Consider the following 24999-nt stretch of genomic DNA (forward strand, 5'->3'; position numbering starts at 1 on the left):
GTCACAGCCAGCCCTGGTGGCGGGCCTCCCGGAGGGCCTCCGTACGGTTGCGGGTGTTCGTCTTGCCGATGACCGACGACAGGTAGTTGCGCACCGTCGACTCCGACAGATGGAGCCGGGCCGCGATATCGGCGACCGTCGCCCCGTCCGCCGAACTGCGCAGCACGTCGCACTCGCGCGGTGTCAGCGGACTGGGCCCCGCGCTCAGGGCCGCCGTGGCGAGCGCCGGGTCCACGACGCTCTCGCCCGCCAGCACCCGGCGGATCGCCGCGGCCAGTTCCTCCACCGGACCGTCCTTGACCAGGAACCCCGCCGCGCCCGCCTCCATGGCCCGGCGCAGATACCCAGGACGCCCGAACGTCGTCAGTATCAGCACCCGGCACCCAGGCACCCGCACCCGCAGCTCCACCGCCGCGTCCAGACCGCTCATGCCCGGCAGTTCGATGTCGAGCAGCGCCACGTCCGGCCGGTGCTCCAGCGCGGCGGCCACGATCGCGTCGCCCGTCGAGACCTGGGCGACCACCTCCAGGTCGTCCTCCATACCGAGCAGCAGGGCGAGTGCGCCGCGCATCATCCCCTGGTCCTCGGCGAGCAGCACACGGACGGGCTCGGTACGGGGTGTCTCGTTCACGGCCCAAGAGTAGTGAACGGGCGAGAGCAGGTAACGGGGCGAGAGCAGGTAACGGGCGAGAGCTGGGAACGGGCGTTTGACCGAGCGAGCGGCACGGCCGGCTGGTCACACGGCCCCGGGCGCCGCGGCCGCGGTCGCACCCCCCGTTCCGCTCCATGACGGCTCCGCCAACCCCTCCGGGTCCCGGGGGAGTTCGGCGGTGACCGTGAAGCCGCCGCGCGGTGAGGGGCCGGCCCGCAGCGAGCCGCCCGCCGTCGCGAGGCGCTCGGTCAGCCCCTTCAGACCGGTACCGCCGCCCGGAGCCGCGCCCGCGCCCCCGCCGGCCGCCTCCCCGCCCTCGTCACCGCCCCCGCCGGCCGCCTCCCCGCCCTCGTCCCCGCCCCCGTCGTCGGTGACCGTCAGCCGGATCCGCTCGGCCGACGACGACCCGTCGACGGCTATCTCGCACCGCCGCGCCCCGCTGTGCCGCACGGCATTGGTGACCGCCTCGCGCACCACCCAGCCCAGCAGCGCCTCCGTTGCCGGTGCCAGCGGCGGCCCCGACCGCCGGACGACGGGCTCGATGCCGGCCGCGGTGAGCGCCGAGGACGCCCGGTCAAGCTCGGTGGCGAGACTGCCCTCGCGGTACCCGGTCACCGCCTCCCGGATCTCGGTCAGCGCCTGTCTGCCGACCGACTCGATGTCGGTGACCTGCGCCAGCGCCGCCTCCAGGTCCCGCGGGGCCAGCCGGCGCGCGGCCTCCGACTTGACGACGATCACCGACAACGTGTGCCCGAGCAGATCGTGCAGATCGCGGGAGAACCGCAGCCGCTCCTCCTCCACCGCCCGCCGCGCCAGCTCCTCGCGCGCCGCCCGCAACTGCCGCACCGCCTCCGACAGGGAGAGGATCGCGGCCGTCACCATCGTCGACAGGAACGTGCCGTAGGCGATGCCGATGGCGTCCCAGCCCTCGCGCAGCCCGGCGACGACGGTCGCCAGCGCGGTCAGCCCGAGGGCGTATCTGCCGAGCCACGGCCCCCGCACCACCGCCCCCGTCGCCAGCCCGAGCAGCGGGAAGAACAGCAGCCAGTTGCCGCCGTACCCGATGGCCAGGCCGCAGGTCACCAGCCCCATCAGCACCAGCGCAAGGCGGGTGGAGCGGGCCTCGCGCGTCGCCGCGTGGAAGGCGCGGAACACCACGTAGATGTAGAGCGAGTTGAAGGCCAGCAGGCCCAGGGCCCCGATCCAGGCGTTGGGTGTCTCGCCCTGGAACAGATTGGAGAACGCGCCCATCCCCATCAGCAGCCAGGGGAGGAGGGTGAAGCCGGTGGGCGGGGGACCCGGGGTCTCGGGCGACCGCCCGGACTTCCGGGCGGCCCGGTACTCGGTCCGCGTCCGCTTCCAGTCCTCCCGCCAGGCCGCGCGTGCCGCCCGCCACGCCCGCCATTGGCAGGAGACGCTCCGCATCCAGCTCATGTTCCGTGCTCCCAGGCAGGTCGGGTCGGTGGGTCGGTCGGGTAGGTCGGGTCGGTCGGGTAGGTCGGGTCGGTCGGGTAGGGACGGGCAGGGAGGGGCAGGTCAGACGGTCCGTCCGGTCCGGCGGTAGGCCAGTACGGCGTATCCGCCGAACACCAGCAGCCAGGCCGTCAGGACGAGCACGGCCCCGGCCGCCGGCGCGTGTCCGTCGGCCACCGCCGTACCGAGCTGGGCGAAGCGGTTGGTCGGCGTGTACGCGGATATCGAGCGCAACCAGTGCGGGAACAGCTCCACGGGGAACCACAGCCCGCCCACCACCGCGAGCCCCAGATTGCACACCATGTTCGCCACGCCCGTGGTCTGCGCGGTGAGCCGGTAGCCGTTGCCCAGTCCGAGGAGCGTGAACGGCACCGACCCCAGCCACAGCAGCAGCGCGATCACCGCCCACTGCCACACCCCGAGCCGTACGCCGTTGACGAGACCGCCCGCGAGCAGTACCGCGACGATCGCCGGCAGCACCGTCACCCCGCCGGTCAGCGCCCTGCCCAGCACCACCTGGCGCGGTGTCATCGGCGTCACCCGGAGCTGGCGCAGCCAGCCGATCGCCCGGTCCTCGGCGACCCCGCCACCGGTGTTGAGCGCGGAGCCGACCGCGCCGTACGCCGCCATGCCGACCATCGCGGCGGCCTTCCAGTCGCCGTCGGCGGCACCGCCGATATTGGTGAAGAGCAGGTACATCATCACCGGCATCACGACCCCGCCGATGACGAAGCCGACGTCACGCAGCGTCCGGCGCACCTCGAGCCGCAGGTAGTCCCACATCAGTCCGTCTCCGTCCCCCGTCGCGGCCCGCCCTCGCGAGCCACGTCAGCCTTGTGAACCGCCTGAACCGCCTGAACCGGTTCGTCCCCCGTCCCGGCCGCCGCTCCGTCCGGCGTCTCGCCGGTCGTTCCGTCCGCCGTCAGGGCCAGGAATGCCTCGTCCAGGGAGGCCGGGACGACCTCCAGGCGGCGTATCGCGTTCCGCCGCGCCAGTGCCACCACCGTCGCGTCCGAGTCGTCGGTGCGCAGCCGCGCCCGCTCCCCGCGCACCTCCACCGACCGCACGCCCGGCAGCGACTCCAGCCCCCGGACGTCGTCCCCCGCCAGGTCGAAGGCGACGAGGGTGCCGCCCGCCGCGCGCTTGAGCTGCTCGGCGGTGCCGTCGGCGACGATCCGGCCGTGGTCGACGACCACTGTCCGGTCGGCGTGCGCGTCGGCCTCCTCCAGGTAGTGGGTGGAGAACAGCACCGTCCGGCCGTGCCGGGCGCGGGCCCGCATCGACGCCCAGAACGCGTGCCGTGCCTCCACGTCGAGCGCGGCCGTGGGCTCGTCGAGGACCAGCAGCTCGGGATTGCCCGCCAACGCCACGGCGAACCGCACCCGCTGGGTCTGTCCGCCGGACAGCCGGTCCACCCGCCGCCCGGCGAGCTCCCCGATCCCGGCCAGCTCCAGCGCCTCGGCGACGGGGAGCGGAGCCGGGTACCGGCCGGCCACGAAGGAGACCAGCTCCCGCACCGTGACCCGGGGCACCGCCCGCGCCTCCTGGAGCATCGCCCCGACCCGACCGGCCCGCACCGCGGCCTCCGGGGAGCCGCCGAACAGCTCGACCGCGCCGCCGTCCGGCGTGTTCAGCCCCAGCAGCAGGGAAATCGCGGTGGACTTGCCGGCGCCGTTGCGGCCCAGCAGCGCGACGGTCTCGCCCCGCCGTATCTCCAGGTCGATCCCGTCGACGGCACGGACCGCCCCGAAGGTCTTGACGGCTCCGGTGAAGGAGACGGCGGCGGGCCCCGCCGGGATGCCCGTCCGCGCGGCGGCGTCGTGCACCCGCGCGGCGGACATGGGTGCGGCTGCGGGTGCACCGGCCGCTGTCGTCGTCGTGCCCTCGGTCGTGCCCTCGGTCGTGGTCATGATTCGAAGGTAGGGGCGCCGAGCGGCCGGCGGCAGTGTCGGTCGTACGCTCTTCGCCGGGACAAATGTCATGGGTCCCCGGGAGAAATTCCCGAAGCGCCCCCAGCTTCCGAGGCTTCCCGGCCCGAAGGCTTCCCCACCCCCGGAGTCCTCTCACCCCAGGAGTCCCCCTCACCCCAGGAGTCCCCTCCCATGCCCCTCGACGCCGCCCGGGCCCTCGCCGCCGCGCCCCGCACCCGCGAGCTCGCCTGGACCGCCAAGGACGTGCAGCTCTACCACCTCGCCCTCGGCGCGGGCGCCCCGGCGACCGACCCCCGCGAGCTGCGCTACACCCTGGAGACCCGGCTGCACGTCCTGCCGGGCTTCGCCACCGTCGCGGGCGGCGGTGAGCCCGGCGTGATCGCCGCCCTCTCTGTCCCCGGCGTCGACGTCGACCTCGCCCACGTCCTGCACGCCGGCCAGCACCTCACCGTCCACCGTCCGCTCCCCGTCGCGGGCCGTGCCGTCGCCACCTCGCGGATCACCGCGGCGTACGACAAGGGCCGTGCGGCCCTGTTGGTCCTGCGCACCGACGTGGCCGACGCCGAGGGGCCGCTGTGGACCGACGAGGCGCGGGTCCACGTACGCGGGGAGGGCGGCTGGGGCGGCGAGCGCGGCCCCTCCGCCCGCCCCGCACCGCCGTCCGGCACCCCGGACCTGACCGTCGACCGCCCGGTGCGCGAGGACCAGGCGCTGCTCTACCGCCTGACCGGCGACCTCAACCCGCTCCACGCCGACCCGGAGTTCGCCGCCCGCGCCGGATTCGAACGGCCCGTGCTGCACGGGCTGTGCACATACGGCATGACGCTCAAGGCGGTCGTCGACACGCTGCTCGACGGCGACGTCACCCGGGTCCACGCGTACACGACACGGTTCGCCGGGGTGGCGTACCCGGGCGAGACCCTGCGCGTCCGCATGTGGCGGGCGCCGGGCGCGGAGGGGTCGGTACGCGTGACGGTGAGCGCGGTGGACCGGGCGGAGGCCCCCGTCCTCGCGGACACGACCGTCACCCACTCCTGAGATCCTCCCGACGAGCCGACGAGCCGACGAGCCGACGAGCCGACGAGCCGACGAGCCGACGAGCCGACGAGCCGACGAGCCGACGAGCCGACGACATGCGACGGCCCCGCCCGTGACGAACGTACGAGCGGGGCCGAGCGGTGTCGGGCGGGGCGGCGTCAGGCCGCGTGGGACGACTCCTCGCCCTCCCGGCGGTGCCGGCCACGCGGCTGCGTCTCCGCCTCCTGCGCGGAGACCGGACCCCGGTGCCGGCCGTGCCCCGTCGCCTCGTCACCCTCGGTGCCGGGCGGCTGCGTGCTGGTGCTGATGTCGTTCATGGGAAGTCTTCACCCCGTAGAAAAGATCCTTCGTACAGCCGGGTGATCCTATCCGGCGTCACTGACGACCGCAGCGACGACCACATGGCGGGCAGGCTTCGGCGAGCCCCCTCCGGACGGCCCCGACTCTCCTTCCGCCGGGGCCCGTCGGGGCGACTCGGGGGGCCGCGCCGCACCCAGCGGGGCCTGCTGCAACGGCACCGGACGGGTGGTCGGACCGGTTGCCTCCGGGGGCGCTTGGGAGCCCTCGGGCGCGCGGGGTTCCGGGCCGTGCGCCGCCTCCTCGCCGCCCTCGGACGGGGACGAACAGTTACGGCGCTGTGACGCTTCCGCGACGGGACCGGACGGCGCGGGCGGCGCCACCGGCGCCGTCAGCCGGGCCACCGAGCAGGGGGCGGCGGCCGTCGTGCAGGGCAGGTGCAGCTCGCCCTCACGGGTCCACCGCCCGGTGCCCGGCAGCCAGCCCTCGGGCGCCGGAACGTGCTGGAGCCGCCGCTCGGCCGGCCGCCACAGGCCGAGCCAGGAGCCGCCCGCACCGTCGACCCGCAGCGCCACCGCACAGGCCTCCGGCGTCAGGATCTGCCCCGGCTGGATCGCGAACGGCGTCACCGCGCACCCCTCGACCCGCAGCGACTCCGGGAACCTGACCGGCAGCGTGCTGCCCAGCACGCCCCAGCCGAGCCGCTCCCGGCCGGGGGAGGGCGCGTCGGAGCGGATCAGCAGCAGTCCGCTGTCGGCGTCGGCGAGCAGCAGCCGGTCGTCGCTGTCGTCCGCGATCTGCAACAGCGGCGACATCTCGCCGCCCCGCTCCAGGTCCACCACCACCGTCTTCGTACGGCCGTCCCGGGTGCGGTCCAGGGCCAGCATCCGGCCGGTGGTGTCCAGCCACACCCCGCCCGAACAGTGGCCCGGTACCTCGGCGAGGTGCTCGGGTCCGAAGTCGCCGTCCGCGATCAGCCACACCGCCGTGGACTCCGGACCGGCGGCGAGGGCGTAGGCCCGGGTGCCGGCCGGGGAGGGCGGCAGCAGCCGCAGGACGGTGCCGGGGCCCGGGCACTCGACCGAGCCGAGCGCGAGCTCTCCGGTGCCGGGGCCGGTCGGGTACAGCAGGGAGAACGTGTGCCGGGTGCCGTCCGCGACCCGGTGCACCAGCACCCGCCCGTCGGTCAGCGGCAGCACCTCGGCGCCGGGCTCCTCCGGCTGCTCGGTCGGGAGCGGCACGGCGTACGGCTCCGGGCCGTCCAGCGTCCAGCGCTCGGCGTACCGGGACGCGGGGTGCCCGGCCAGCCGGGCGGCGTAGGACCCGTCGGCGGCGAGCACGCAGGAACTCGGGGACCCGGTAGGGGGCGGTGGGGGAGACGGTGCCTTCGGGCTGGGCGAAACGGAACCCCCGGACCCGCGTACGGCGACCCCGGGGGAGGCACTGGCCGTCATCATTCGGTCACCTCCGGCAAGGACGCTAGTTTTCCCACCCGCCCCCATGTCCCGCCGACCCCCCGCTTTCACACATACGGGTACCGAAGAACGGTTTCTCCAGAGAACGGCTCCCTCGTGTGCTGGGGGTCGCCTACAAGGGGCGCGGGTCCGTACAGGGGCGCGGGCCCGCCCCACCGCCGGGCGAGCCCCTCCCCGCCACCCCCGGCGCCGGCGGCTGGGTACGCTTTGCCCGTGCCCCGTCTCTCAGAAGTCATCGCCGCGCTGGAAAACCTCTGGCCCGCCACCCGCGCGGAGTCCTGGGACGCGGTCGGCACGGTCGTGGGCGACCCGGACCGCGAGGTCACCCGCGTCCTGTTCGCCGTCGACCCGGTCCAGGAAGTCGCCGACGAGGCGGTCCGCCTCCGCGCCGACCTCCTCGTCACCCACCACCCCCTCTATCTGCGCGGTACGACGACCGTCGCGGCGTCCACCTTCAAGGGCCGCGTCGTGCACACCCTGATCAAGAACGACGTCGCCCTGCACGTCGCCCACACCAACGCCGACACCGCCGACCCCGGTGTGAGCGACGCCCTCGCCGGCGCACTCGACCTGCGCGTCGAACGCCCCCTCGTACCGGACCCGTCCGACCCCGGGGGCCGCCGGGGCCTCGGCCGGATCTGCGCGCTCGACCACCCGCTCACCCTCCGCGAGTTCGCCGCGCACGCCGCCGCACGGCTGCCCGCGACCGCGCAGGGCATCCGCGTGGCCGGCGACCCGGAGGCGACGATCCGCACGGTCGCCGTCAGCGGCGGCGCGGGCGACAGCCTGTTCGACGACGTCCGGGCGGCCGGCGTCGACGCGTTCCTCACCGCGGACCTGCGCCACCACCCGGCGAGCGAGGCCCGCGCCCACAGTCCTCTCGCGCTGCTCGACGCGGCGCACTGGGCCACCGAGTGGCCCTGGTGCGAGCTGGCCGCCGGCCAGCTCGACGAGATCTCCGACCGGCACGGCTGGGACCTCCGCGTCCACGTCTCCAAGACGGTCACCGACCCCTGGACCGCCCACGCGGCATCCACCCCGCCCACCTCTACCACCGCAGGAGCCCCCAACTGAACGCCGCGCCCGCCGACCAGATCCGTCTCCTCGACGTCCAGGCCCTGGACGTCCGCCTCCAGCAGCTGGCGCACAAGCGGAGGTCGCTGCCCGAACACGCCGAGATCGAGACGCTGACGAAGGACCTCGCCCAGCTGCGCGACCTGCTCGTCGCCGCGCAGACCGAGGAGAGCGACTGCGCCCGCGAGCAGACCAAGGCCGAGCAGGACGTGGACCAGGTGCGCAGCCGCGCCGCCCGCGACCAGCAGCGCCTGGACTCCGGCGCCGTCACCTCGCCCAAGGACCTGGAGAACCTCCAGCGCGAGATCGCCTCGCTCGCCAAGCGCCAGGGCGATCTGGAGGACGTCGTCCTGGAGGTCATGGAGCGCCGCGAGTCCGCGCAGGAGCGGGTCGGCGAGCTGACGGAGCGGGTCTCCTCCGTCCAGTCGAAGATCGACGACGCGACCGGGCGCCGGGACGCCGCGTTCGAGGAGCTCGACGGCGAGGCGGCCTCGGTGACGAAGGAGCGCGAGGTCGTCGCGGGCGCGGTCCCGGCGGACCTGCTCAAGCTGTACGACAAGCTGCGCGAGCAGCAGGGCGGCATCGGCGCGGCCAAGCTGTACCAGCGCTCCTGCCAGGGCTGCCGGCAGGAGCTGGCGATCACCGAGCTGAGCGAGATCCGCTCGGCGGCGCCCGACACGGTCGTACGCTGCGAGAACTGCCGCCGCATCCTGGTGCGGACGGCCGAGTCGGGACTGTAGGGGACGGCGGGGGCGTGGGGGAGGCGCTCAAGGCGGCCACCGGCGGAGCGGACGGTGGCCCACGGGGCAGTGGCCGTGACGCCGACGGTGGTCCGCGGGGCAGTGGCCGTGACGCCGACGCCGCCACCACGCCGCCCCCCGACCTCGGCACCCCCTGCGCCCTCCTCCTGCTCCGCCACGGCGAGACGCCGCTCACCCCGCTCAAACGGTTCTCCGGCAGCGGTGGCGACGACCCCGCGCTCTCCGCGACCGGCCGTCGGCAGGCCGGACTCGCCGCCGTCGCGCTCGCCGTCGCGCCCCGCACGGTGGACGCCGTGGTCTCCTCCCCGCTGGCCCGCTGCCGCGAGACCGCCGGCGCCGTGGCCGCCCGGCTCGGGCTCGACGTCACCGTCGAACCCGGCCTGCGCGAGACCGACTTCGGCGCCTGGGAGGGGCTCACGTTCGGCGAGGTGCGCGCGCGGCACCCCGAGGACATGGACGCCTGGCTGACCGACCCCGGGGCCCGGCCCTCCGGCGGCGGCGAGAGCTTCGCGCAGGTCGCCCGCCGGGTGGACGCGGCCCGGCAGCGGCTGGTCACGGCGTACGCGGGCCGCACGGTAGTGCTGGTCTCCCACGTGACGCCGATCAAGACCCTCGTACGGCTCGCCCTGGGCGCCCCGCCCGAGGCGCTGTTCCGCATGGAGCTGTCGGTGGCGTCGCTGTCGGAGGTGGCGTACTACGCGGACGGCAACGCGAGCGTCCGCGTCCTGAACGACACCTCACACCTGCGCTGATCCGAACGACGGGCCCCGGATCACCGCCGCAGCGCCGCCGCCTCCCGCGCCAGCCGTTCGACGCGGGCCCAGTCACCCGCGGCCACCGCGTCCGCTGGCACCATCCAACTGCCGCCGACACAACCGACGTTGGGCAGGGCGAGGTAGGCGGGCGCGGTGCCCGGGCCGATGCCGCCGGTGGGGCAGAAGCGGGCCGCGGCGAGCGGTCCGGCGAGCGACTTGAGGTAGGCGGTGCCGCCCGCGGCCTCGGCGGGGAAGAACTTCATCTCCGTCACCCCCCGCTCCAGCAGCGCCACGACCTCCGAGGCGGTCGACACCCCCGGCAGGAACGGCACCCCGGCGGCGGTCATGGCCGCCAGCAGGGTCTCCGTCCACCCCGGACTGACCAGGAACCGCGCCCCGGCCTCGACGCACCGCGTCACGTGCGCGGGAGTCAGTACGGTGCCGGCGCCGACCACCGCGTCCGGCACCGCGTCGGCCACCGCGCGGATCGCGTCGAGCGCGGCGGGGGTCCGCAGCGTCACCTCGATCGCGGGCAGCCCCCCGGCGACCAGCGCCCGCGCGAGCGGTACGGCGTCGGCGGCGTCGTCGACGACGACCACGGGCAGCACGGGCGCGAGGTCGAGGACGGAGGCGGGCAGGGCGGTGGGCGGCGGGGGCAGGGCGGAGGACATGCCCTCATCCTGCCGAGCGGACGCACCCTGCGCAAAGGTCATTGCACAGCATGCAACGCACCGGATCCGTCGAGCGTCCTCTCAGTGCACCTGCTCCACCAGCACGTCCAGTGACCAGCCCCGCCCCTTCTTCTCCGGAGCCGTCGCCTCGACGACGTACCCCAGGTCCCGCAGCGCCGTCACCAGCCCGGCGGGGTCCTTCGGCGCGGCCCCGTCGGTCAGCAGGCTCCGTACGATCCGGCCCTTGGTCGCCTTGTTGAAGTGGCTGACCACCTTCCGGGTGGGCGCGTGCAGCACCCGCACGGACGCCGTCCGCTCCGCCACCTCGCCCTTGGGCTTCCAGGCCGCCGCGTACGCGGCCGACCGCAGGTCGAGCACGAGCCCGTCCCCGGCGGCCTCCGGCAACGCCGACGCCATCGGCGCACGCCAGTGCGTGCCCAGCGCGCCGATCCCCGGCAGCCGTACGCCCATCGAACAGCGGTACGGCGGAATCCGGTCGGTCACCCGCACGGCACCCCACAGTCCCGAGAAGACCAGCAGCGACCGCGCCGCACGCCGCTTGGCGGCCGCGTCGAGGGAGGCGAGGCCGAGGGCGTCGTACAGCACGCCGGTGTAGATCTCCCCGGCGGGCCGCGCCCCCGCCGTGCGCAGTCCGGCGTTCTTGGCGACCTCGCCCCGCAGCCCCTCGCTCAGCCCGAGCACCTCGCGCGCCTTCTCTCCGTCCTCGGCGGCCCCGGCGCACAGGTCGACCAACGCGTCGAGCACGAGCGCCCGCGCCTCGGCGAGCCCCGGCAACGACAGCGACTCCGGCTTCAAGGGGGCACCGCGCCCCGCATCGGCCTTGCCCTCGGAGGGCGGCAACAGGACGAGCACGGCTTCTTTCTCCTTCACACCTGAGCACTTGAGCTCCGTGCCAGCGTACGGGGGCGGTACCGCTGCGCCACGATCGAGGGAACGGTTCCCGACCCCTTCGGCCCCGACCCGGACACCGCCGGCTTCCTCCGACCGTCCCGCGCCCCCACCCCGGGATGAACAGCGGCCCGCCCCGCGTTGCATCCTGGTGGACGACGAGGGGGCACGGGGCCGATGGGCGCACGGGAACAGGCACGGTGGACGCGGGCGCGGCTCGGGCGGGGCGGGCCCGCGCTCGATCTGCTGACCGCGCGGTTCGACCGGCACGTGTACGCGCCGCACGCGCACGCCGAGTTCACCATCGGCGTCAGCATCGGTGGCTCGGAGAGCATCGACTACCGGGGTGGCCGGCTCCGCACCGGTCCCGGTTCCGTCATCGTCCTCGGGCCCGGCGAGATGCACACCGGCGGCCCGTCCGCCCCGACCGGCGGCTACGCCTACCGCGCCCTGTACGCCGCGCCGGACCTGCTCTCCGACGGCACCGTCGGCGCCGGTCCGCCGCACTTCCGCGAGGGGCTGGTCGACGATCACGAGCTGGCCGACGCGCTGCGCGCCGCGCACGCCGAGCTGAGCGCCTGCCCCGACCCGCTGGAGGTCGAGTCGCGGCTGCCCTGGCTGCTGACCGCGCTGGCCCGCCGCCACTCCACGGCCCGCCCGGTCGACGGCACCGTCCCCGGCGCCGAGCGCATCGCCCGTGCCGTACGGGACCGGCTCGCCGACGAGCTCACCGCCCCGCCCTCCCTCGCCGGACTCGCCGCCGAGCTGGACCTCTCCCGCTACCAGCTCCTGCGCGCCTTCCGCACCGCCACCGGCATCCCGCCGTACGCCTGGCTCGCCCAGTACCGGGTGAGCAGGGCGCGCGGCCTGCTGGAGTCCGGGCTGCGCCCCGCCGACGTGGCCCCGCTGGTGGGCTTCGCCGACCAGGCGCATCTCACCCGCTGGTTCCGCCGGGTGCTCGGGGTGACCCCGGCGGCGTACCGCAACAGCGTTCAAGACGACGGGCGGCGGGCCGGGCCACAGTAGGCCGCATGACTGCACGCGGCTGGTTCCTGTTCTCCCTGATGGGAGTGGTCTGGGGCATCCCCTATCTGATGATCAAAGTGGCGGTGGACGTGCTGTCCCCGTCCGTCGTCGTGTTCACGCGCTGTGCGCTCGGCGCGGCGCTCCTGCTCCCCTTCGCGCTGCGCCAGGGCGGTCTGCCCCGGACCGTCCGCGCCCACTGGCGTCCGATGCTGGCCTTCGCGTGCATCGAGATCATCGGCCCCTGGTGGACCCTGACCGACGCCGAACGCCACCTCTCCAGTTCCACGGCCGGGCTGCTGATCGCGGGCGTGCCGATCGTCGGCGTCGTCCTGGCCAGGTTCTTCGGCAGCGCGGAGCACCTGGGCCCGCGACGGCTCACGGGACTGCTGCTGGGGCTGGCGGGCGTCACCGTCCTCACGCTCCCGCATCTGACCGGCGGCGACACCCGCTCGCTGGCGGAGGTGCTGCTGACGGTCCTCGGCTACGCGACGGCGCCGCTGATCGTCGCCCGCCACCTCAAGGACGTGCCGACGCTTCAGCTCACGGCCCCGTGCCTGGCGCTGGCCGCACTGGTGTACGCCCCGGCGGCGGCGGTGGGCATGCCCGAGACGATGCCGTCCGCGCAGGTCCTGACCGCCCTCGCCGGGCTCGGCGCGATCTGCACGGCGCTGGCGTTCGTCGCCTTCCTCGAACTGATCAAGGAGGCGGGCCCCACCCGCGCCACGGTCTTCACCTACGTCAACCCGGCGATCGCGGTCGCCGCGGGCGCCCTCTTCCTGGACGAACACCTCACGGCCGGCGTCCTGGCCGCGTTCGCCCTCATCCTCGCGGGCTCGGTCCTGGCGACGACGGGCCCCCGCGTCGTACCGCCGGCACCGGCACCGGAGCCGCTGCCCGTCGTTCCGCCCGGTACCATGGTCGACACGGCAGACGAGCCGGGCGGGCGGCCGCGTGAAGACCCTTCGGGGGCTTCCCGAGGAACGTCCGGGCTCCACAGGGCAGGGTGATGGCCAACAGCCACCCGGGGTGACCCGCGGGACAGTGCCACAGAAAACAGACCGCCCGGCGCTTCGGCGCCGGGTAAGGGTGAAACGGTGGTGTAAGAGACCACCAGTGCCCAGGGTGACCTGGGCAGCTAGGTAAACCCCACCCGGAGCAAGGTCAAAAGGAGCGCCGTGAAAAGCGCTCTGCGCGGACGTTCGAGGGCTGCCCGCCCGAGTCCGCGGGTGGACCGCACGAGGCCGGCGGCAACGCCGGCCCTAGATGGATGGCCGTCGCCCCGGGGTCCGCGAGGACCCCGGGGAACAGAACCCGGCGTACAGCCCGACTCGTCTGCCGCTTCGCGTTCTCGCGATTCGGGGCCGCCTCTGGTCCGTCGAACGCCGTCGGCTCAGACGGCCGTGATCGTGCCCGAGGCACGGTTGCGGCCGCGGCGGCGGTACAGGGCGAACGCCGTGGTCGTCCCGGCGGCCGTGAGGAGGCCGGCGCCCATGACGATCGGCAGGGACGGGCCGGCGTCGCTGCTGGCAGCGACGTTCTGGGCCCTGAGCTCCTGGACGTACGGCGGGTACGCGGCGGAGGAGGCCGTCGTGGCCGTCCGGCCGTAGTGCGGGAGCCGCTTCACCGAGCCGACCGAGCCGTCCGAGTTGAGCAGCACCTGCTTGTTGTTGGGGTGCCGGAAGTCGAACATGCCGGTGAGGCTGCCGGCCCGCTGGTCGAAGGAGGCGTCACCGATGCGGCCGGTCGACCAGTTGTCCTCGATGAACTTGGTGATCGAGGCCTGCTCGGTGGCGGCGTGGTCGACCTTGTTGACCTTGCTGTACGGGGAGATGACCAGCAGCGGCTGCCGGGTGCCGGGGCCGCAGCGGTCCGCGTAGCCGCCCTTGGCGGCCGGGCCGGACTGGCAGGCGGGGCTGTCGAGGGACTTGCCGTTGGACCCGACGGTGGAGTCCTTCGAGCCGTTCAGCACCTTCGAGGTGACGTGGTCGTACCAGCCGTCGGAGTCGTCGTAGGCGACCACGACCGCCGTGGACTTCCACTCCGGCGACTTCTGAAGCGCGTTGATCTCCTTGACGAGGAAGTGCTGCTCGTCGATCGGGTCGGAGTAGGCGGCGTGGCCGTCCTGGTACTCGGCGGCCTTGAGGAAGCTGACCGCGGGGAGATTGTTCGCCTTCAGCGCGGCGTCGAAGTCGGTCAGGTCGTAGTTGTGGTTGGCGCGGCCCGAGTGCCCGATCTCGGCGATGCTCTTCGGGGCCAGGTGGTGGGGGTTGGACGTCGACTTGTAGTACTGGAACGGCGAGTGGTGCGGGCTGTAGTCGACGACCGCGGCGCCGCCGACGTTGGTGTGGGTGGTGCCGCCGCACTTGGCGTAGTCGCCCTGCTTGCCGTCCCAGACGGTGCTGGGCCGGAAGCCGCCCTGGAACCAGCCCCAGCTCACGCCCTTGGCGTTGAGCAGGTCACCGATGTTCTTGCCCCGCATCGCGGCGAGCGCGTTGGTGCTGGTGTGGTCCTTGTCGGAGCAGTCGTCGTAGGCCGGGTCGGGGTCGTTGATGACCGTTCCCACACCCTTGGCGTCGGGGGAGAGGACCGTGTACGAGTCGGGCGTGGCCGTCTGCTTCGGGTTCTCCGTGCCGGAGGCCGGGTCGACCGAGACGACACCGTGCGTCTGGCCCGAGATCAGGTTGAGCGCGCCGGGCGTGGAGGGGCCGTAGACCGAGCTGAACGAGTTGTCGCTCATCGCGTACTGCTGGGCGTAGTTCCACAGGCCGGTGACGGTGTTGCCGTCGTAGTAGTCCATGGCCAGGCCGGGCTCGCCGAACAGCCCGGTGCACTTGCTGACCTCGGTGTTCTCGACGTATTTGTCGGCCTTGCCATTGTCGGCCGCGTACTGCTCGGGCCCGTAGGAGTGGTTCTGGTCGCAGGTCATGGCCTGCGACGGCGTGAGCCGCTTGGGCGTGTAGAGGTTCGGGTTGGTCTTCAGCAGACCGGCGTTGAGCAGGTTGTCGGCCTTGGGGGTGTGCCTGTCCGCCTTGAAGGCCGTGCCGTCGGTGTTCGCGGCCTTGGGGTAGGTCGCGAAGTAGTGGTCGAACGAGACGTTCTCCTGGTAGATCACCACCACGTGCTTGATCGGTGTGGCGGTGCGCGTGCCGGAGTGGCCGTGGCCGTGGCCGCCGTGCCCGGAGCTCGCCGCCGCGGGGACGGCCCCGCCCGCCGCTGCCAGGGCGGCGGCGCCGAGGAGGGCGCCCACGCGCGCCAACCGGCGCCGCGCGCCAGGGGTTCTGCCTGTGCCGATCATGCTGTCTCGCCTTCCGGGAGCGCTGAGTTCCGCTGCCACGTCATCCGTGGCCTGAATGTCTATGGCCGGATCCTGGTCCATGCCGGCGGCGGAGCGGGGGAGCGGCAATGACCGGCGAGCGAACGTACGGTCAGGAAGTTCTCATGGACTTTTAGTCATATCTTGACCCGCGTGGGTCGGCTCCCGTCCCACGTGGGTCGGTTCTTGACCCATGTGAGTCGGCTCCGGGTCGGTTCTCGGCCCGTCTGGGTCGGCCGTATCAGGCCAACAGGGTGCGCCCCAGCCAGTCCGAGTCGTCCCGGGCGCCCGGCAGGGCGAAGAAGTAGCCGCCGCCGAACGGGGAGATGTAGTCGACCAACGGCTCCCCGGCCAGCCGCTTCTGCACGGTCGCGAACTGCCGGGCCAGGTCCTGCTGGTAGCAGCAGAACAGCAGGCCCATGTCGAGGTTGCCGTTGTCGTCCACACCCCGGTCGTAGTTGTAGGCGCGACGCAGGATGCGCTGGTCCGCGGTGGCGGCGGTACGGGGATTGGCCAGGCGGATGTGGCTGTCCAGCGGGATGATGTCGCCCTTGGGATCCTGGGCGTACCGGGGTGTGTCCGTCTCGTGCCGGCCGTCCAGGGGAGCGCCGGTGTCCCGGGCGCGGCCGAACATCCGCTCCTGCTCGGTGAGCGAGACCCGGTCCCAGAACTCCACCAGCATCCGGATGAGCCGCACGACCTGGTAGCTTCCGCCGGTCGCCCAGTCCGGCTCCCCGCCGCCCGCGCCCACCCACACCAACTGGTCCATCTCCCGGGAGCTGGTGACGTCCGGATTGGCGGTGCCGTCCTTGAAGCCCAGGTGGTTGCGCGGGGTACCGGAGGGACGGGGCGGGCTGACGAAGCCGTCCATGCGCCAGCGCACCTGCATGCCGCCGCGGGTGTGCCGGGTGACGTCGCGCAGGGCGTGCAGCACGGTGTCCGTGTTGTCGGCGCTGAACTGCACGCTCAGATCGCCGTGGCACCAGGCGGCGTTCAGGTCGTCGTCGGGGAAGGACGGCATGGCGGTGAGCCGGCGGGGCCTGCGGTCCGTGAGGCCGTACCGCTCGTCGAAGAGCGAGGCGCCCACGCCGACCGTGACCGTCAGCGCATCGGCCGGGAGAGTGGGGCCGAGGGTGCCGGAGTCGGCCGGCGGGGCGGTGATCCCCGACTCCCGAGGGTTGCCGCCGGCGGTGAGGAAACGGGCCCGGTCGGTCAACGTCCGCAGCAGTTCCGTCAGTTCGGCGCGGTTCTCGGCGGTGGCGTCGAAGGACACGAACGCCGTGGCGCGCCGGGGCGGGGTGAGGATGCCGGCCTGGTGCCGACCGTGAAAGGCCACGCTCGCGCCCGTGACGGACGGCGCGGCGGACGGCGACGTGGACGGCGCGGCGGACGCGGCACCGTGGTCGGCGGCCACGAGCCCGGCACCGGCGACGGCCGCGGCGCTCGCCAGGAAACCCCGGCGCCCGACCTCGTCTCTCCGCTTCACGCGGTCCTCCGTACGTCCGTGAGGGCGGCCACGTCGGCCAGCCGCTCGGCCAGTTCACCCATGTCCGCGTCGACCTTCTCCCGTTGTCTGCGGGTGAGTCGGTCCAGCGGCGTCCAGCGTCCGTCGTGGCCGAAGGCGTCCAGTGTGTGCCGGGCCCGGTCCATCGAGGCGTCGAGGCCGGCCAGCCGGGAGTCGCGGCCCTTGAGCAGCGGACGCAGACGGGTGAGCAGTTCCCGGCTGCCGTCGAGGTTGGCGCGGGCGGTGGCCAGGTTGGTGCCGCTGCCGTAGTCGGTGCGGCCGGTCAGCTCGAACTGCACGGTGTTCTCCACGATCTCGTGCGCGCGCAGCCCGACGTCGGCCGGGTCGATCCGCTGGTCGGGCCAGCCGTCGCGCAAGGCGTGCACGGCCTTGGCGAGCCGGTCGGCCGGGCCGCGCAGACTGCTCACCGGTTCCCCGTGCCACAACCCGTACTCGACCCGGTGGAACCCGGCGAAGTCCGCGTCGTGGACCCCGCCGGACAGCCCCGCCGTGGTGCCGTTGATCTCGCCGTCGGCGTCGCCGAAGGTGCCGTAGGCGGCGCCCATCCGCTCGTACACCAGATGCGCCGGCAGCCAGGCGGCGCGGGCGGCCGAGAGGTCCCCGCGGTCGATCGCGTCGCGCAGTGCGTCGGTCTTCGTCGCCAGCTCGACCGTACGGGTCCGGATCCACTTCTGGTAGCCGAGGGTGGGCGGGATGAGGTCCTGCTGGGACACGGGAACGGCGGCGGGGCCGCTCTTCACCGTGCCGCCTCCGGTGATCCGCACGGTCGGGCCGGTCACGGCGTCCGCGTCGTCGGGCAGGCACTTGAAGGCATACGAGCCGCTGCCGAGCGTCACCCGCAGCGGGCGGACGGTCCCCGGGGCGAGCCCCTCGACCTCGCCGTAGACGGCGCCCGTCCTCGGGTCGGTCAGATACACCTCGGCCGCCGTGCCGGAGGTGTTGTTCAGCTCGAAGACCTGTTGGCCGGGTGCCGGGTGGGTCCAGCCGCGTCCGCATCCGGCGGGTGTCACCTCGACGACGGTGTGCCGCAGACCGTCGGACGCGCGTGCCTGACGGTCGCCCCCGCCGGAACTGCCGGCCGCCAGCAGCCCGGCCCCGACGGCTGCCCCTGCCACCAGGGTGCCGGCCACGACCAGTACCAGCACTGTCCGTCGACGGGCAGCCCGGCCGGGCGGCGCCGGTAGGGGACCGGGCGCGGCGTCGGCGCCGGCGTCGGTATCGGCATCCGCGTCGGCGTCGGCGTCGGCGTCGGTGGGGATTTCGGGCACGCCGGTCCTCCAGGGGAAGTCGTACGAACGAGGCGGCACCGATGATCCTAGGCAGGCCACAGGGACGAAACGGCCTCCTCCGTCACCTTCTGACCAGAGGAAAAGCCAGAATTCGTCCGCAGTTCACCCACGTGTCGCGCCGCACCGCGCCGTACCGCGCCGCGACGGACTCGCGGGTCTTGGAGGACCGGCCGTCGCGGCTGCTACGCGGACCGTGTCACCGCGGCGTGGAGTGCGCGCACGCCGCTGGTACGGGGCGAGCGGGGAAGGTCTGGTCGCCGTCGCGCAGCGCGACGAGTTCGTTCCCCTCGGTGGCGGCGACGCCGATCAGCCGCTCCGGGTCGCCGTCGGGGCTTTCGACGGCCGGTCGGTGTCGGCCGACATGCGACCAGAGGTTGCCTGGCGGTGGGCCCCGTCCTGTACGAAGCTGGAGACGACGGGGACGGGCCGGTGGCAGCGGTGCCGTTCCGCCGATCACGAGAGAGGGTGACGACCATGCGAGCTCAGGTCGGCGACCAGCTCGTCGTCGAAAGTACCAAGTCGGGCGCGACCCGCCGGGACGGGGAGATCGTGGGGCTCCACCACGGGGACGGCACCCCGCCGTACGACGTGCGCTGGTCGGGCACGGACGAGGTGTCGGTCGTGTTCCCCGGGCCCGACGCGCACGTCCACCATGCCCGTCACATGGAGCACGAGGCGTACGGAATCCCGCGCGGGGACGGCGGGATCTAGACCCCCTCACGTCTGTGGCCCGCTCCCCGGCTCCGGACGACGTAGTCGCCCTGTTCCGCCACCTCGCCCCGCACTCACCGCGCACGCCGTTCGCCGCGTGGGGCCGGTGGGGCGGACGCGGGCCGGTCCGGGCCGACAGGCTTCGGTCTCGGCCCTCGGGCGGGCACACAGCGTAAGGTCCTGCGGTTAGACTTCGACGAACCGAACAAGCCCTGTCCTACGTGTAGTTGGGGAGGCGGGCGCACGCTTCGGCGGGCGGTGGGGGTGGAAGGGGACCTCCCGGCACGGTGAACCCGCCCACGCCCGACAGACGAGGGAGAGTCGCCCCATGCAGGACCAGGACGCGGTGTCTCCGGACCTCGCCCCCGAGCGGGTGGTGGCCGGCCGTTACCGTCTGCTGTCCCCGCTCGGCGAGGGCGGCATGGGGACCGTGTGGCGCGCCCGCGACGAGATGCTGCGCCGCGAGGTCGCGATCAAGGAGGTGCGCGCGCCCGCCGGGATGCCCGCCGCCAAGGTCGAGCGCATGTACACGCGGCTGGAGCGGGAGGCGTGGGCCGCCGCCCGCATCGCCGCGCGCAACGTGATCACCGTGCACGACGTGGTCACCGAAGCCGGCCGTCCATGGGTCGTGATGGAACTGGTCCGCGGCCGGTCGCTCGGCGAACTCATCGCCGCACAGGGTGCGTTGGCGCCTCGGGAGGCCGCCCGTATCGGCGCGGAGGTGCTCGCCGCGCTGCGCGCCGCGCACGACGCGGGGGTGCTGCACCGCGACGTCAAGCCCGCCAACGTCCTCCTCAGCGACGACGACCGGGTGATCCTCACCGACTTCGGCATCGCCATGGTCCAGGGCGACACCGCGCTGACGCTCACCGGGGAGGTCGTCGGCTCGCCCGAATACCTCGCACCGGAACAGGCGTTGGGCCGTACGCCGGGGCCCGCGACCGACCTGTGGTCCCTCGGCGTGCTGCTGCACACCGCCGTACAGGGGCGCTCGCCCTTCCGGCGCGAGAACACGCTGAGCACGCTGCGGGCCGTCGTCGACGAGGAGCCGCCCGCTCCGCACCGGGCCGGGCCGCTCGGCCCCGTCATCGAGGGCCTGCTGCGCAAGGACCCCGAGCAGCGCACCTCCGCCGAACGGACCGCCGAGCAACTGCGGCTCGTGGCGGCCGGGGGGACGGCGGACGGGGACCTGGGATCGACGGCGGAGGGGGCGGTCGGGGGACCGGTCGAGAGGGCGGTGGACACGGCGGCCCCGACCGATGCCGTGACGATGGATGCGGCGACGACGGACGCGGTGACGGCGGATGCGGTGACGGCGGACGCGGTGACGACGGACGCCGCGACGACGGATGCGGTGACGGCGGACGCGGCGACGGTGGATGCCGAGCCGACCGCCGTCGCGACGGATGCCGGGACGGCCGCCACGGTGACGGACCCCGAGCCGGCCGTCACCGCGACGCATGCCGGTTCGACCGCCGCCGCCGTCGACCCCCGCACCGCCCTCGCCCGCGTCGTCACCACCCACGCCGCCGAAGCGACCCCCGGGCCGCGCCAGACCCCGGCGCCCGCCGTCGAAGCGACCCCCGGGCCGCCCCAGAACCCGTCGCCCGCCACCGGAGCGACCCCCGCGCCGCCGTCGGACCCGTCACCGTCCGCTGCCGCGACCGTCACCGCCGGCTCGCTGCCCGCGCCCCACCTCGCGCCCCCGCAGGACCCCCCGACACCCCCCGCCACCGTCATCGGCAACCCCGCGCCGCAGCCCGCCGAGCGGCGGCGCGGGGTGTACGTGTGGGGCGCGGCCGCGGCCGCGTTCGCCGTGCTCGCGGGCGGGCTCGGGTACGCCCTGGCGAACAGCGGCGGCGACGACGGCGACAAGGGCGGCACGGACGCCAAGTCCGCCACCGCCACCGCCTCCGGTCAGGCACAGGACGGGGCGACCGTCGAGAACGACGGCGCGGCGGCCGCGGGGCCGCCGGTCACCGTCTCCGTCACCGGCACCCACACCACGTACGCGGGCACCTGCCCGCCCCCGCAGGGCGAGGCGCCCACCTTCACGGCCACCTTCGCGGTGAGCGAGCTGCCGACGACGTTCACCTACCGCTGGGTGTCCTCGGGCGGCTCGGTGGTCGACCGGACCTGGCGGAAGCTGTCCTTCGCCGCGGACGGCCCCCGCACCCACGAGGAGTCGGTGAGCGTGACGACGTGGGCCGAGTCGGGGTCGCTGTCCAGCGCGATGGGCGTGGAGATCAAGTCGTCGCAGCAGACGGTGTCCGACACGGTGCCGTTCACGCTGACGTGTCAGTAGGCACCCCCAGCGCCCTCACGCTTGCCCCCACGCCCCACGCCCCCCAAGCCCCCACGTTCCCCACAACCCCCTGCCTTCATAGGAGAATCGCGTGTCGTCGGTCATCGTGGGACAGAGCGGTCCCTTCAGTGGTCAGAGTGTGCTGCTCGGCACCGCTCCGCTGCGGTTCGGGCGCAAGAGCGACAACGACGTGATCATCGTCAGCACCAGCGCCTCCCGGCTGCACGCCGAGATCGTCGAGGAGAACGGCGCGTACGTCCTGCACGACCGGGACAGCAGGAACGGCACCCACGTCAACGGCCGGCGCGTCACCCGGCACGTACTGGAGTCCGGCGACGTCATCCGGATCGGCGACGAGACCTTCCTGTACGAGACGCAGGAGGCGATGGAGACGGTCATGGACCTCTCCCAGGCCGACCTCCCGCCCGCCGTCGCCCACCCCGGTGAGCTGCGGGTCACGGTCGTCGGCGGCGGCCCGGTCGGGCTCGCCTTCGCGCTGCTGCTGGAGGACGCGCTGCCGGGGAACGTCGCCGTCACCGTCTACGACGGGCGGTGGACGCGCGCCGGGTCCGACGTGGTGTGGAAGGACGAGACGCAGGGCAACGTCCGCCGCCAGCAGGTGGTGACGGTCCAGAGCCGGCAGTACCTCGCGCTGACCGAGGAGATGCGCCAGGCGCTGTTCGGCGCGGGCGAGTTCTCCGAGATGTGGCCCGTCGGACCGGACTCCGTGGCAGGCCGGCCGCCCCGCAACATCCGTATCGCCTACATCGAGGACCGGCTCCTCGAACTGGCCGCGCGCAAACCGGCGATCCGGCTCGTGCCCCGGCGGTTCGACGTGGCCGAGCACGAGCACCGGCTCGCCCAGGAGCACGTCCTGGTGATCAGCGACGGCGGCCGCTCCCGCACCCGCGAGCACTACGCCGACCGCTTCGGCCGGGCCGACGCCTCCGTCTACTCGCTCGACGGCGAACACCTGCACGACCTGGTGCTCGGGCTGCGGGTCAAGTCGCCGCTGCCGGACCCGATGAGCGTCCTGCTGACCGTGTCGCAGAACAGGTTCCTGCTCAACTCGCTGCGCGGCGAGGGCTTCCTGAACATGCGGCTCACCCGCGAGGAGGCCAAGGCGGTCGTCGGCATCGACCCCGTCCGTCAGGTCTTCGAGGACTGCGTCGCCGCCCGCCCCTGCGTGATGAGCCGCCAGGACGGCAACGAGTTCGTCTGCCCCACGCACGGCACCCTCTTCCTGCCCGCCCTGCTGCGCGGCTCCGCCCTGTGGAAGCGGATCCTGGAGGGGCTGAAGCTGTTCGGGGTGCCGGAGGAGGACCTGAGCGCCGTCACCTCGTTCCGCCTCGACATGGTGCAGCGTCCCCGGTTCACCGCGCAGCTCAGCCGCGCCACCGCGAACGGCCCGGGGACGTACGGCTTCCTGCTGGGCGACGCGGCCAACGCGATCCACTTCTGGCCGGGGCGGGGCCTCAACAGCGGGCTGGCCTCCGCCACTTCGCTGGCCCGTTCGCTCGGCCGGGTCTGGCGGGGCCGGCCGCTGCGGGACGCCGACTTCATCCGGCACGAGGCGGCGATGTCGATGCTGCAATACCGGCACAAGAGCCGGGCGTGGAACGCGATGGTCGCCACCGACGACAGGGGGGTCACCCGCGCCATCAAGGACATCATCGCCCGCAGCACCGAGCCGCTCCCGGACACCGGCGCGTCCGCCGGGGACGCGGACCTGGACGCGCTCCTGGAACGCGTCCGCGCCATCCGCGAACGCCTCGCCCCCCGGCTGCCCGGCATGCCCGGCGACGAGGAACTGCGCGCCCACCTCGCCGCGCTCACCCCCGGGACACTGCGCACGCTGCGGGAGAGCGGCGCGTGGGACACGCTGATCGTCGGCGGCGAGGAGGTCGACATCGACCTCTTCTACCAGTCCGACGCCCCCGTCTACGTCGCCCGCCCCACACCCCCGCGGGACCCCCGCACCCCCCTCGACCCCGACCCCGGCCCCCCGGAACCGGTCGCGGGCCCCCACGCCTGACGGCCTGTGGAGGGGGCGCGCGGTCGGTGCGGCACCCGTCCGCACGCGGTATCGGCGTGCGCGACGGGGGGACCGTTCGCTCCCCTCTCCGCGCGCCGACCTTCCTCGGCCACCAGCGTTCGGCAACGCGCACCGCGGCGGGCGCCCGCGGCGCGGTACTGCGGGAACACCGCGAAGAAGGGCCCGAGTTCGGCCAGCAACGTCTCGGGCGGTGGGGTGGGTGACTCCCGCATACGGGCTCTCCCCAGGCCGCTTCCGCGATAACACACAAGCCTCCGGACATCCACAAGACGACGCCCCTTCCACACGCGTGTTGCGATTCGTCTATACCGTTCTGCTGGGACGTCGGCCGTGGGCTGATGCTGGGTGACGATTCAGGGGGAATGATGATCGACTACCGCAAGGCAACTGTTCCGGTTTGGACGCTGGCGACCGGCGACGTCCAGGTACCGGCGGGGATCGGGGACGGGCCGATGACGGCCGAGCGCCTGGCCGAACTGCGCGGTGTGCTGGCCGCGTTGGCCGACCGGCCGATTGCCACGCTCGAGAGGTATCCGCTGCCGGACAAGTCCGACCGCAGCCGGGGCATTCCGCTCGATGCAGCCAGCCCGTTGGCGCAGCACCTCTCACAGCTGATTACGCAGTCGGCGCGCGGCTCCGCGGCGGCGGCCCAGACGACGGCCGCCGGAGAGGGCCTGTACCGCATGGTGATCCCGGCGAAGGTCGCTGCCGAGTTCGGGAAGGGCCTGGTTCGCCCGATGGTGCCGAAGGGCGCGACCGGCGAGATCTTCGGTGATCTCGTGCGGTCGAGTGGCCAGATCGCTGCCAAGGCGAAGTTTGTGCCGGTCGGAGGAGCCGCAGCGGCGGGCACCGTAGGTGGAGCCGGTGCGACCGCCGGCGCTGCGGCTGCCGGAGGGACGCTGCTCACCGTGGCCGCGCCGCTCGTGCTCATGGCGGTGGCGGTGGGCGTGAGCGCGCACGCCGACCGCAAGCGGCAGCAGGCCATCGCCCACATCACGGAACTGCTGGAGCAGCTTCAGGCGGACAAGCTCGACGACGAGCAGAGCGCGCTCAACGGCTGCCGTCCCGCCATCGACAAGGCTACGGCCGTCCTGCTCGACCAGGGCAAGCTCGGTGTTTCGCTGGGACTCGACTCGGCGGTGCACGCCATCGACACGGCGCTGAGCAAGGCCGACATCCGGTTGGCCCGGTGGCAGAGCGCGCTCGACAAGCTTCCGGGCGACGAGCCCGTCGAGATCGCCACACTGAACGAGTCGTTTCCCGGTGTGGACGACGAGGGCGGCGGCACTTTCCGTACCCATCTGGAACTGGCCTCCCTCGCCCTCGCGTTGAAGCGGCGGGTCAACGTCCTCCAGGCGGTCGAGGCGGCCCAGAGCGACCCCGGCAACCTCTTCGAGAACTTCACCCGTACGCTCCGGGACGACGAGCAGCGCCTCGACGAGCTGGAGTCGGGCCTCGCCAGTGTCCTGGTGCGCCTGTCGACGCTGGAGCTGGCACGTCCGAACGGCAAGCGCCCCGTTTTCACGGCCGGTGAGGTCGACCGGCTGATGCGCGCGGCCCACCGCATCCGCCACCTCGGCGACGGCATCGCGGCCGACGGCCGCCCGGCGGACGTGGCGATCGATATCGCCCGCGACACGGACGGCTCGGTGGTGGTGTACCCCGCGCTGTCCGTGGTGGCGTAGGCGCCCGCCTCTGCCCTGCCCGGCCGACGCCCTCATATGAGGAGGGGGTGCCC

19 protein-coding genes, 1 other RNA gene and 2 pseudogenes are annotated in these 24999 nt (G+C 73.7%); 11 read left to right on the forward strand and 11 right to left on the reverse strand.

Going from position 1 to position 24999, the window contains the following annotated elements; genetic code table 11:
• Position 1: 1 nt before the first annotated feature.
• From IO29_RS16600 to IO29_RS16615, 4 genes are all read right to left on the reverse strand, one after another.
• Entirely contained in the window at positions 2–631 is a 630-nt protein-coding gene (locus IO29_RS16600; protein WP_030379630.1) for a response regulator transcription factor, read from the reverse strand.
• Positions 632–736: 105 nt separating this feature from the next.
• Positions 737–2086 carry a sensor histidine kinase gene (locus tag IO29_RS16605; protein ID WP_051707665.1) on the reverse strand — a complete coding sequence of 450 codons (1350 nt, stop codon included), beginning with the start codon at positions 2084–2086 and terminating at the stop codon, positions 737–739.
• Between the two features lie 102 nt (positions 2087–2188).
• A complete protein-coding gene (locus IO29_RS16610) occupies positions 2189–2908 on the reverse strand; it encodes an ABC transporter permease (protein WP_030379632.1) in 720 nt (239 codons plus the stop codon).
• Positions 2908–3966, reverse strand: coding sequence for an ABC transporter ATP-binding protein (locus IO29_RS16615; protein WP_078618261.1), 1059 nt, complete (start codon positions 3964–3966; stop codon positions 2908–2910). Before IO29_RS16615 ends, IO29_RS16610 begins: the two co-directional genes overlap by 1 nt.
• 261 nt (positions 3967–4227) lie before the next feature.
• Between IO29_RS16615 and IO29_RS16620 the strand changes: the two genes are divergently transcribed.
• A complete protein-coding gene (locus IO29_RS16620; protein WP_030379634.1) occupies positions 4228–5094 on the forward strand; it encodes a MaoC/PaaZ C-terminal domain-containing protein in 867 nt (288 codons plus the stop codon).
• A 158-nt stretch (positions 5095–5252) separates the two neighbouring features.
• Here the strand turns inward: IO29_RS16620 and IO29_RS38950 are convergent, their stop codons facing one another.
• The gene (locus tag IO29_RS38950; protein WP_199808927.1) at positions 5253–5411 is read right to left on the reverse strand and encodes a hypothetical protein; all 159 of its coding nucleotides are present in this window, start codon (positions 5409–5411) and stop codon (positions 5253–5255) included.
• 48 nt (positions 5412–5459) lie between these two features.
• The gene (locus tag IO29_RS16625) at positions 5460–6731 is read right to left on the reverse strand and encodes a hypothetical protein (RefSeq protein WP_030379635.1); all 1272 of its coding nucleotides are present in this window, start codon (positions 6729–6731) and stop codon (positions 5460–5462) included.
• 348 nt (positions 6732–7079) lie between these two features.
• On the opposite strand from IO29_RS16625, the gene IO29_RS16630 reads away from it, so the two are divergent.
• From IO29_RS16630 to IO29_RS16640, 3 genes and pseudogenes are all read left to right on the forward strand, one after another.
• Positions 7080–7940: a Nif3-like dinuclear metal center hexameric protein gene (locus tag IO29_RS16630; RefSeq protein ID WP_033225734.1), complete on the forward strand. Its 861-nt coding sequence runs from the start codon at positions 7080–7082 to the stop codon at positions 7938–7940.
• A complete protein-coding gene (locus IO29_RS16635) occupies positions 7937–8680 on the forward strand; it encodes a zinc ribbon domain-containing protein (protein ID WP_078618270.1) in 744 nt (247 codons plus the stop codon). The genes IO29_RS16630 and IO29_RS16635 overlap by 4 nt, the downstream gene beginning before the upstream one ends.
• Positions 8671–9453 (forward strand): annotated as a pseudogene (locus tag IO29_RS16640) (histidine phosphatase family protein); the annotation flags it as partial. The gene IO29_RS16635 and the pseudogene IO29_RS16640, both read left to right, overlap by 10 nt.
• Before the next feature lie 20 nt (positions 9454–9473).
• On the opposite strand, the gene eda reads toward IO29_RS16640, so the two are convergent.
• Together eda and yaaA are read right to left on the reverse strand one after the other, a co-directional pair.
• Complete coding sequence (eda, locus tag IO29_RS16645) at positions 9474–10127, reverse strand: bifunctional 4-hydroxy-2-oxoglutarate aldolase/2-dehydro-3-deoxy-phosphogluconate aldolase (RefSeq protein ID WP_030379639.1); 654 nt, start codon at positions 10125–10127, stop codon at positions 9474–9476.
• Between the two features lie 81 nt (positions 10128–10208).
• Entirely contained in the window at positions 10209–11000 is a 792-nt protein-coding gene (gene yaaA, locus IO29_RS16650) for a peroxide stress protein YaaA (RefSeq protein ID WP_030379640.1), read from the reverse strand.
• A 213-nt stretch (positions 11001–11213) separates the two neighbouring features.
• Between yaaA and IO29_RS16655 the strand changes: the two genes are divergently transcribed.
• From IO29_RS16655 to rnpB, 3 genes and pseudogenes are all read left to right on the forward strand, one after another.
• Positions 11214–12062 carry a helix-turn-helix domain-containing protein gene (locus IO29_RS16655; protein ID WP_030379641.1) on the forward strand — a complete coding sequence of 283 codons (849 nt, stop codon included), beginning with the start codon at positions 11214–11216 and terminating at the stop codon, positions 12060–12062.
• Positions 12063–12130: 68 nt separating this feature from the next.
• A pseudogene (locus IO29_RS36655) lies at positions 12131–12850 on the forward strand (DMT family transporter); the annotation flags it as partial.
• Positions 12851–12993: 143 nt separating this feature from the next.
• An RNA gene (rnpB, locus tag IO29_RS35560) (RNase P RNA component class A) lies at positions 12994–13397 on the forward strand.
• A 55-nt stretch (positions 13398–13452) separates the two neighbouring features.
• Here the strand turns inward: rnpB and IO29_RS16665 are convergent.
• The 3 genes from IO29_RS16665 to IO29_RS16675 form a co-directional block, all read right to left on the reverse strand.
• Complete coding sequence (locus tag IO29_RS16665) at positions 13453–15357, reverse strand: phospholipase C (protein WP_033225736.1); 1905 nt, start codon at positions 15355–15357, stop codon at positions 13453–13455.
• A 259-nt stretch (positions 15358–15616) separates the two neighbouring features.
• Positions 15617–16861, reverse strand: a complete 1245-nt coding sequence (efeB, locus tag IO29_RS16670) for an iron uptake transporter deferrochelatase/peroxidase subunit (RefSeq protein WP_030379643.1) — start codon at positions 16859–16861, stop codon at positions 15617–15619.
• A complete protein-coding gene (locus IO29_RS16675) occupies positions 16858–18168 on the reverse strand; it encodes an EfeM/EfeO family lipoprotein (RefSeq protein ID WP_420705377.1) in 1311 nt (436 codons plus the stop codon). The genes efeB and IO29_RS16675 overlap by 4 nt, the downstream gene beginning before the upstream one ends.
• A gap of 495 nt (positions 18169–18663) precedes the next feature.
• Here IO29_RS16675 and IO29_RS16685 point away from each other — a divergent pair, with 495 nt between their 5' ends.
• The 4 genes from IO29_RS16685 to IO29_RS16700 all read left to right on the forward strand — a co-directional run bounded on the left by IO29_RS16685 (position 18664) and on the right by IO29_RS16700 (position 24946).
• Positions 18664–18900 (forward strand): DUF1918 domain-containing protein, encoded by a 237-nt coding sequence (locus IO29_RS16685; RefSeq protein ID WP_051707677.1) that lies wholly within the window; start codon positions 18664–18666, stop codon positions 18898–18900.
• A 328-nt stretch (positions 18901–19228) separates the two neighbouring features.
• Positions 19229–21205, forward strand: coding sequence for a serine/threonine-protein kinase (locus tag IO29_RS16690; protein ID WP_030379646.1), 1977 nt, complete (start codon positions 19229–19231; stop codon positions 21203–21205).
• A 91-nt stretch (positions 21206–21296) separates the two neighbouring features.
• The gene (locus IO29_RS16695) at positions 21297–23240 is read left to right on the forward strand and encodes an FHA domain-containing protein (protein ID WP_030379647.1); all 1944 of its coding nucleotides are present in this window, start codon (positions 21297–21299) and stop codon (positions 23238–23240) included.
• Between the two features lie 386 nt (positions 23241–23626).
• Positions 23627–24946, forward strand: a complete 1320-nt coding sequence (locus tag IO29_RS16700; protein ID WP_030379648.1) for a hypothetical protein — start codon at positions 23627–23629, stop codon at positions 24944–24946.
• The last annotated feature ends 53 nt before the right edge of the window (positions 24947–24999 follow it).

The sequence above is a fragment of the Streptomyces sp. NRRL F-6676 genome (genome assembly GCF_000725625.1).
Lineage (GTDB): Bacteria > Actinomycetota > Actinomycetes > Streptomycetales > Streptomycetaceae > Streptomyces.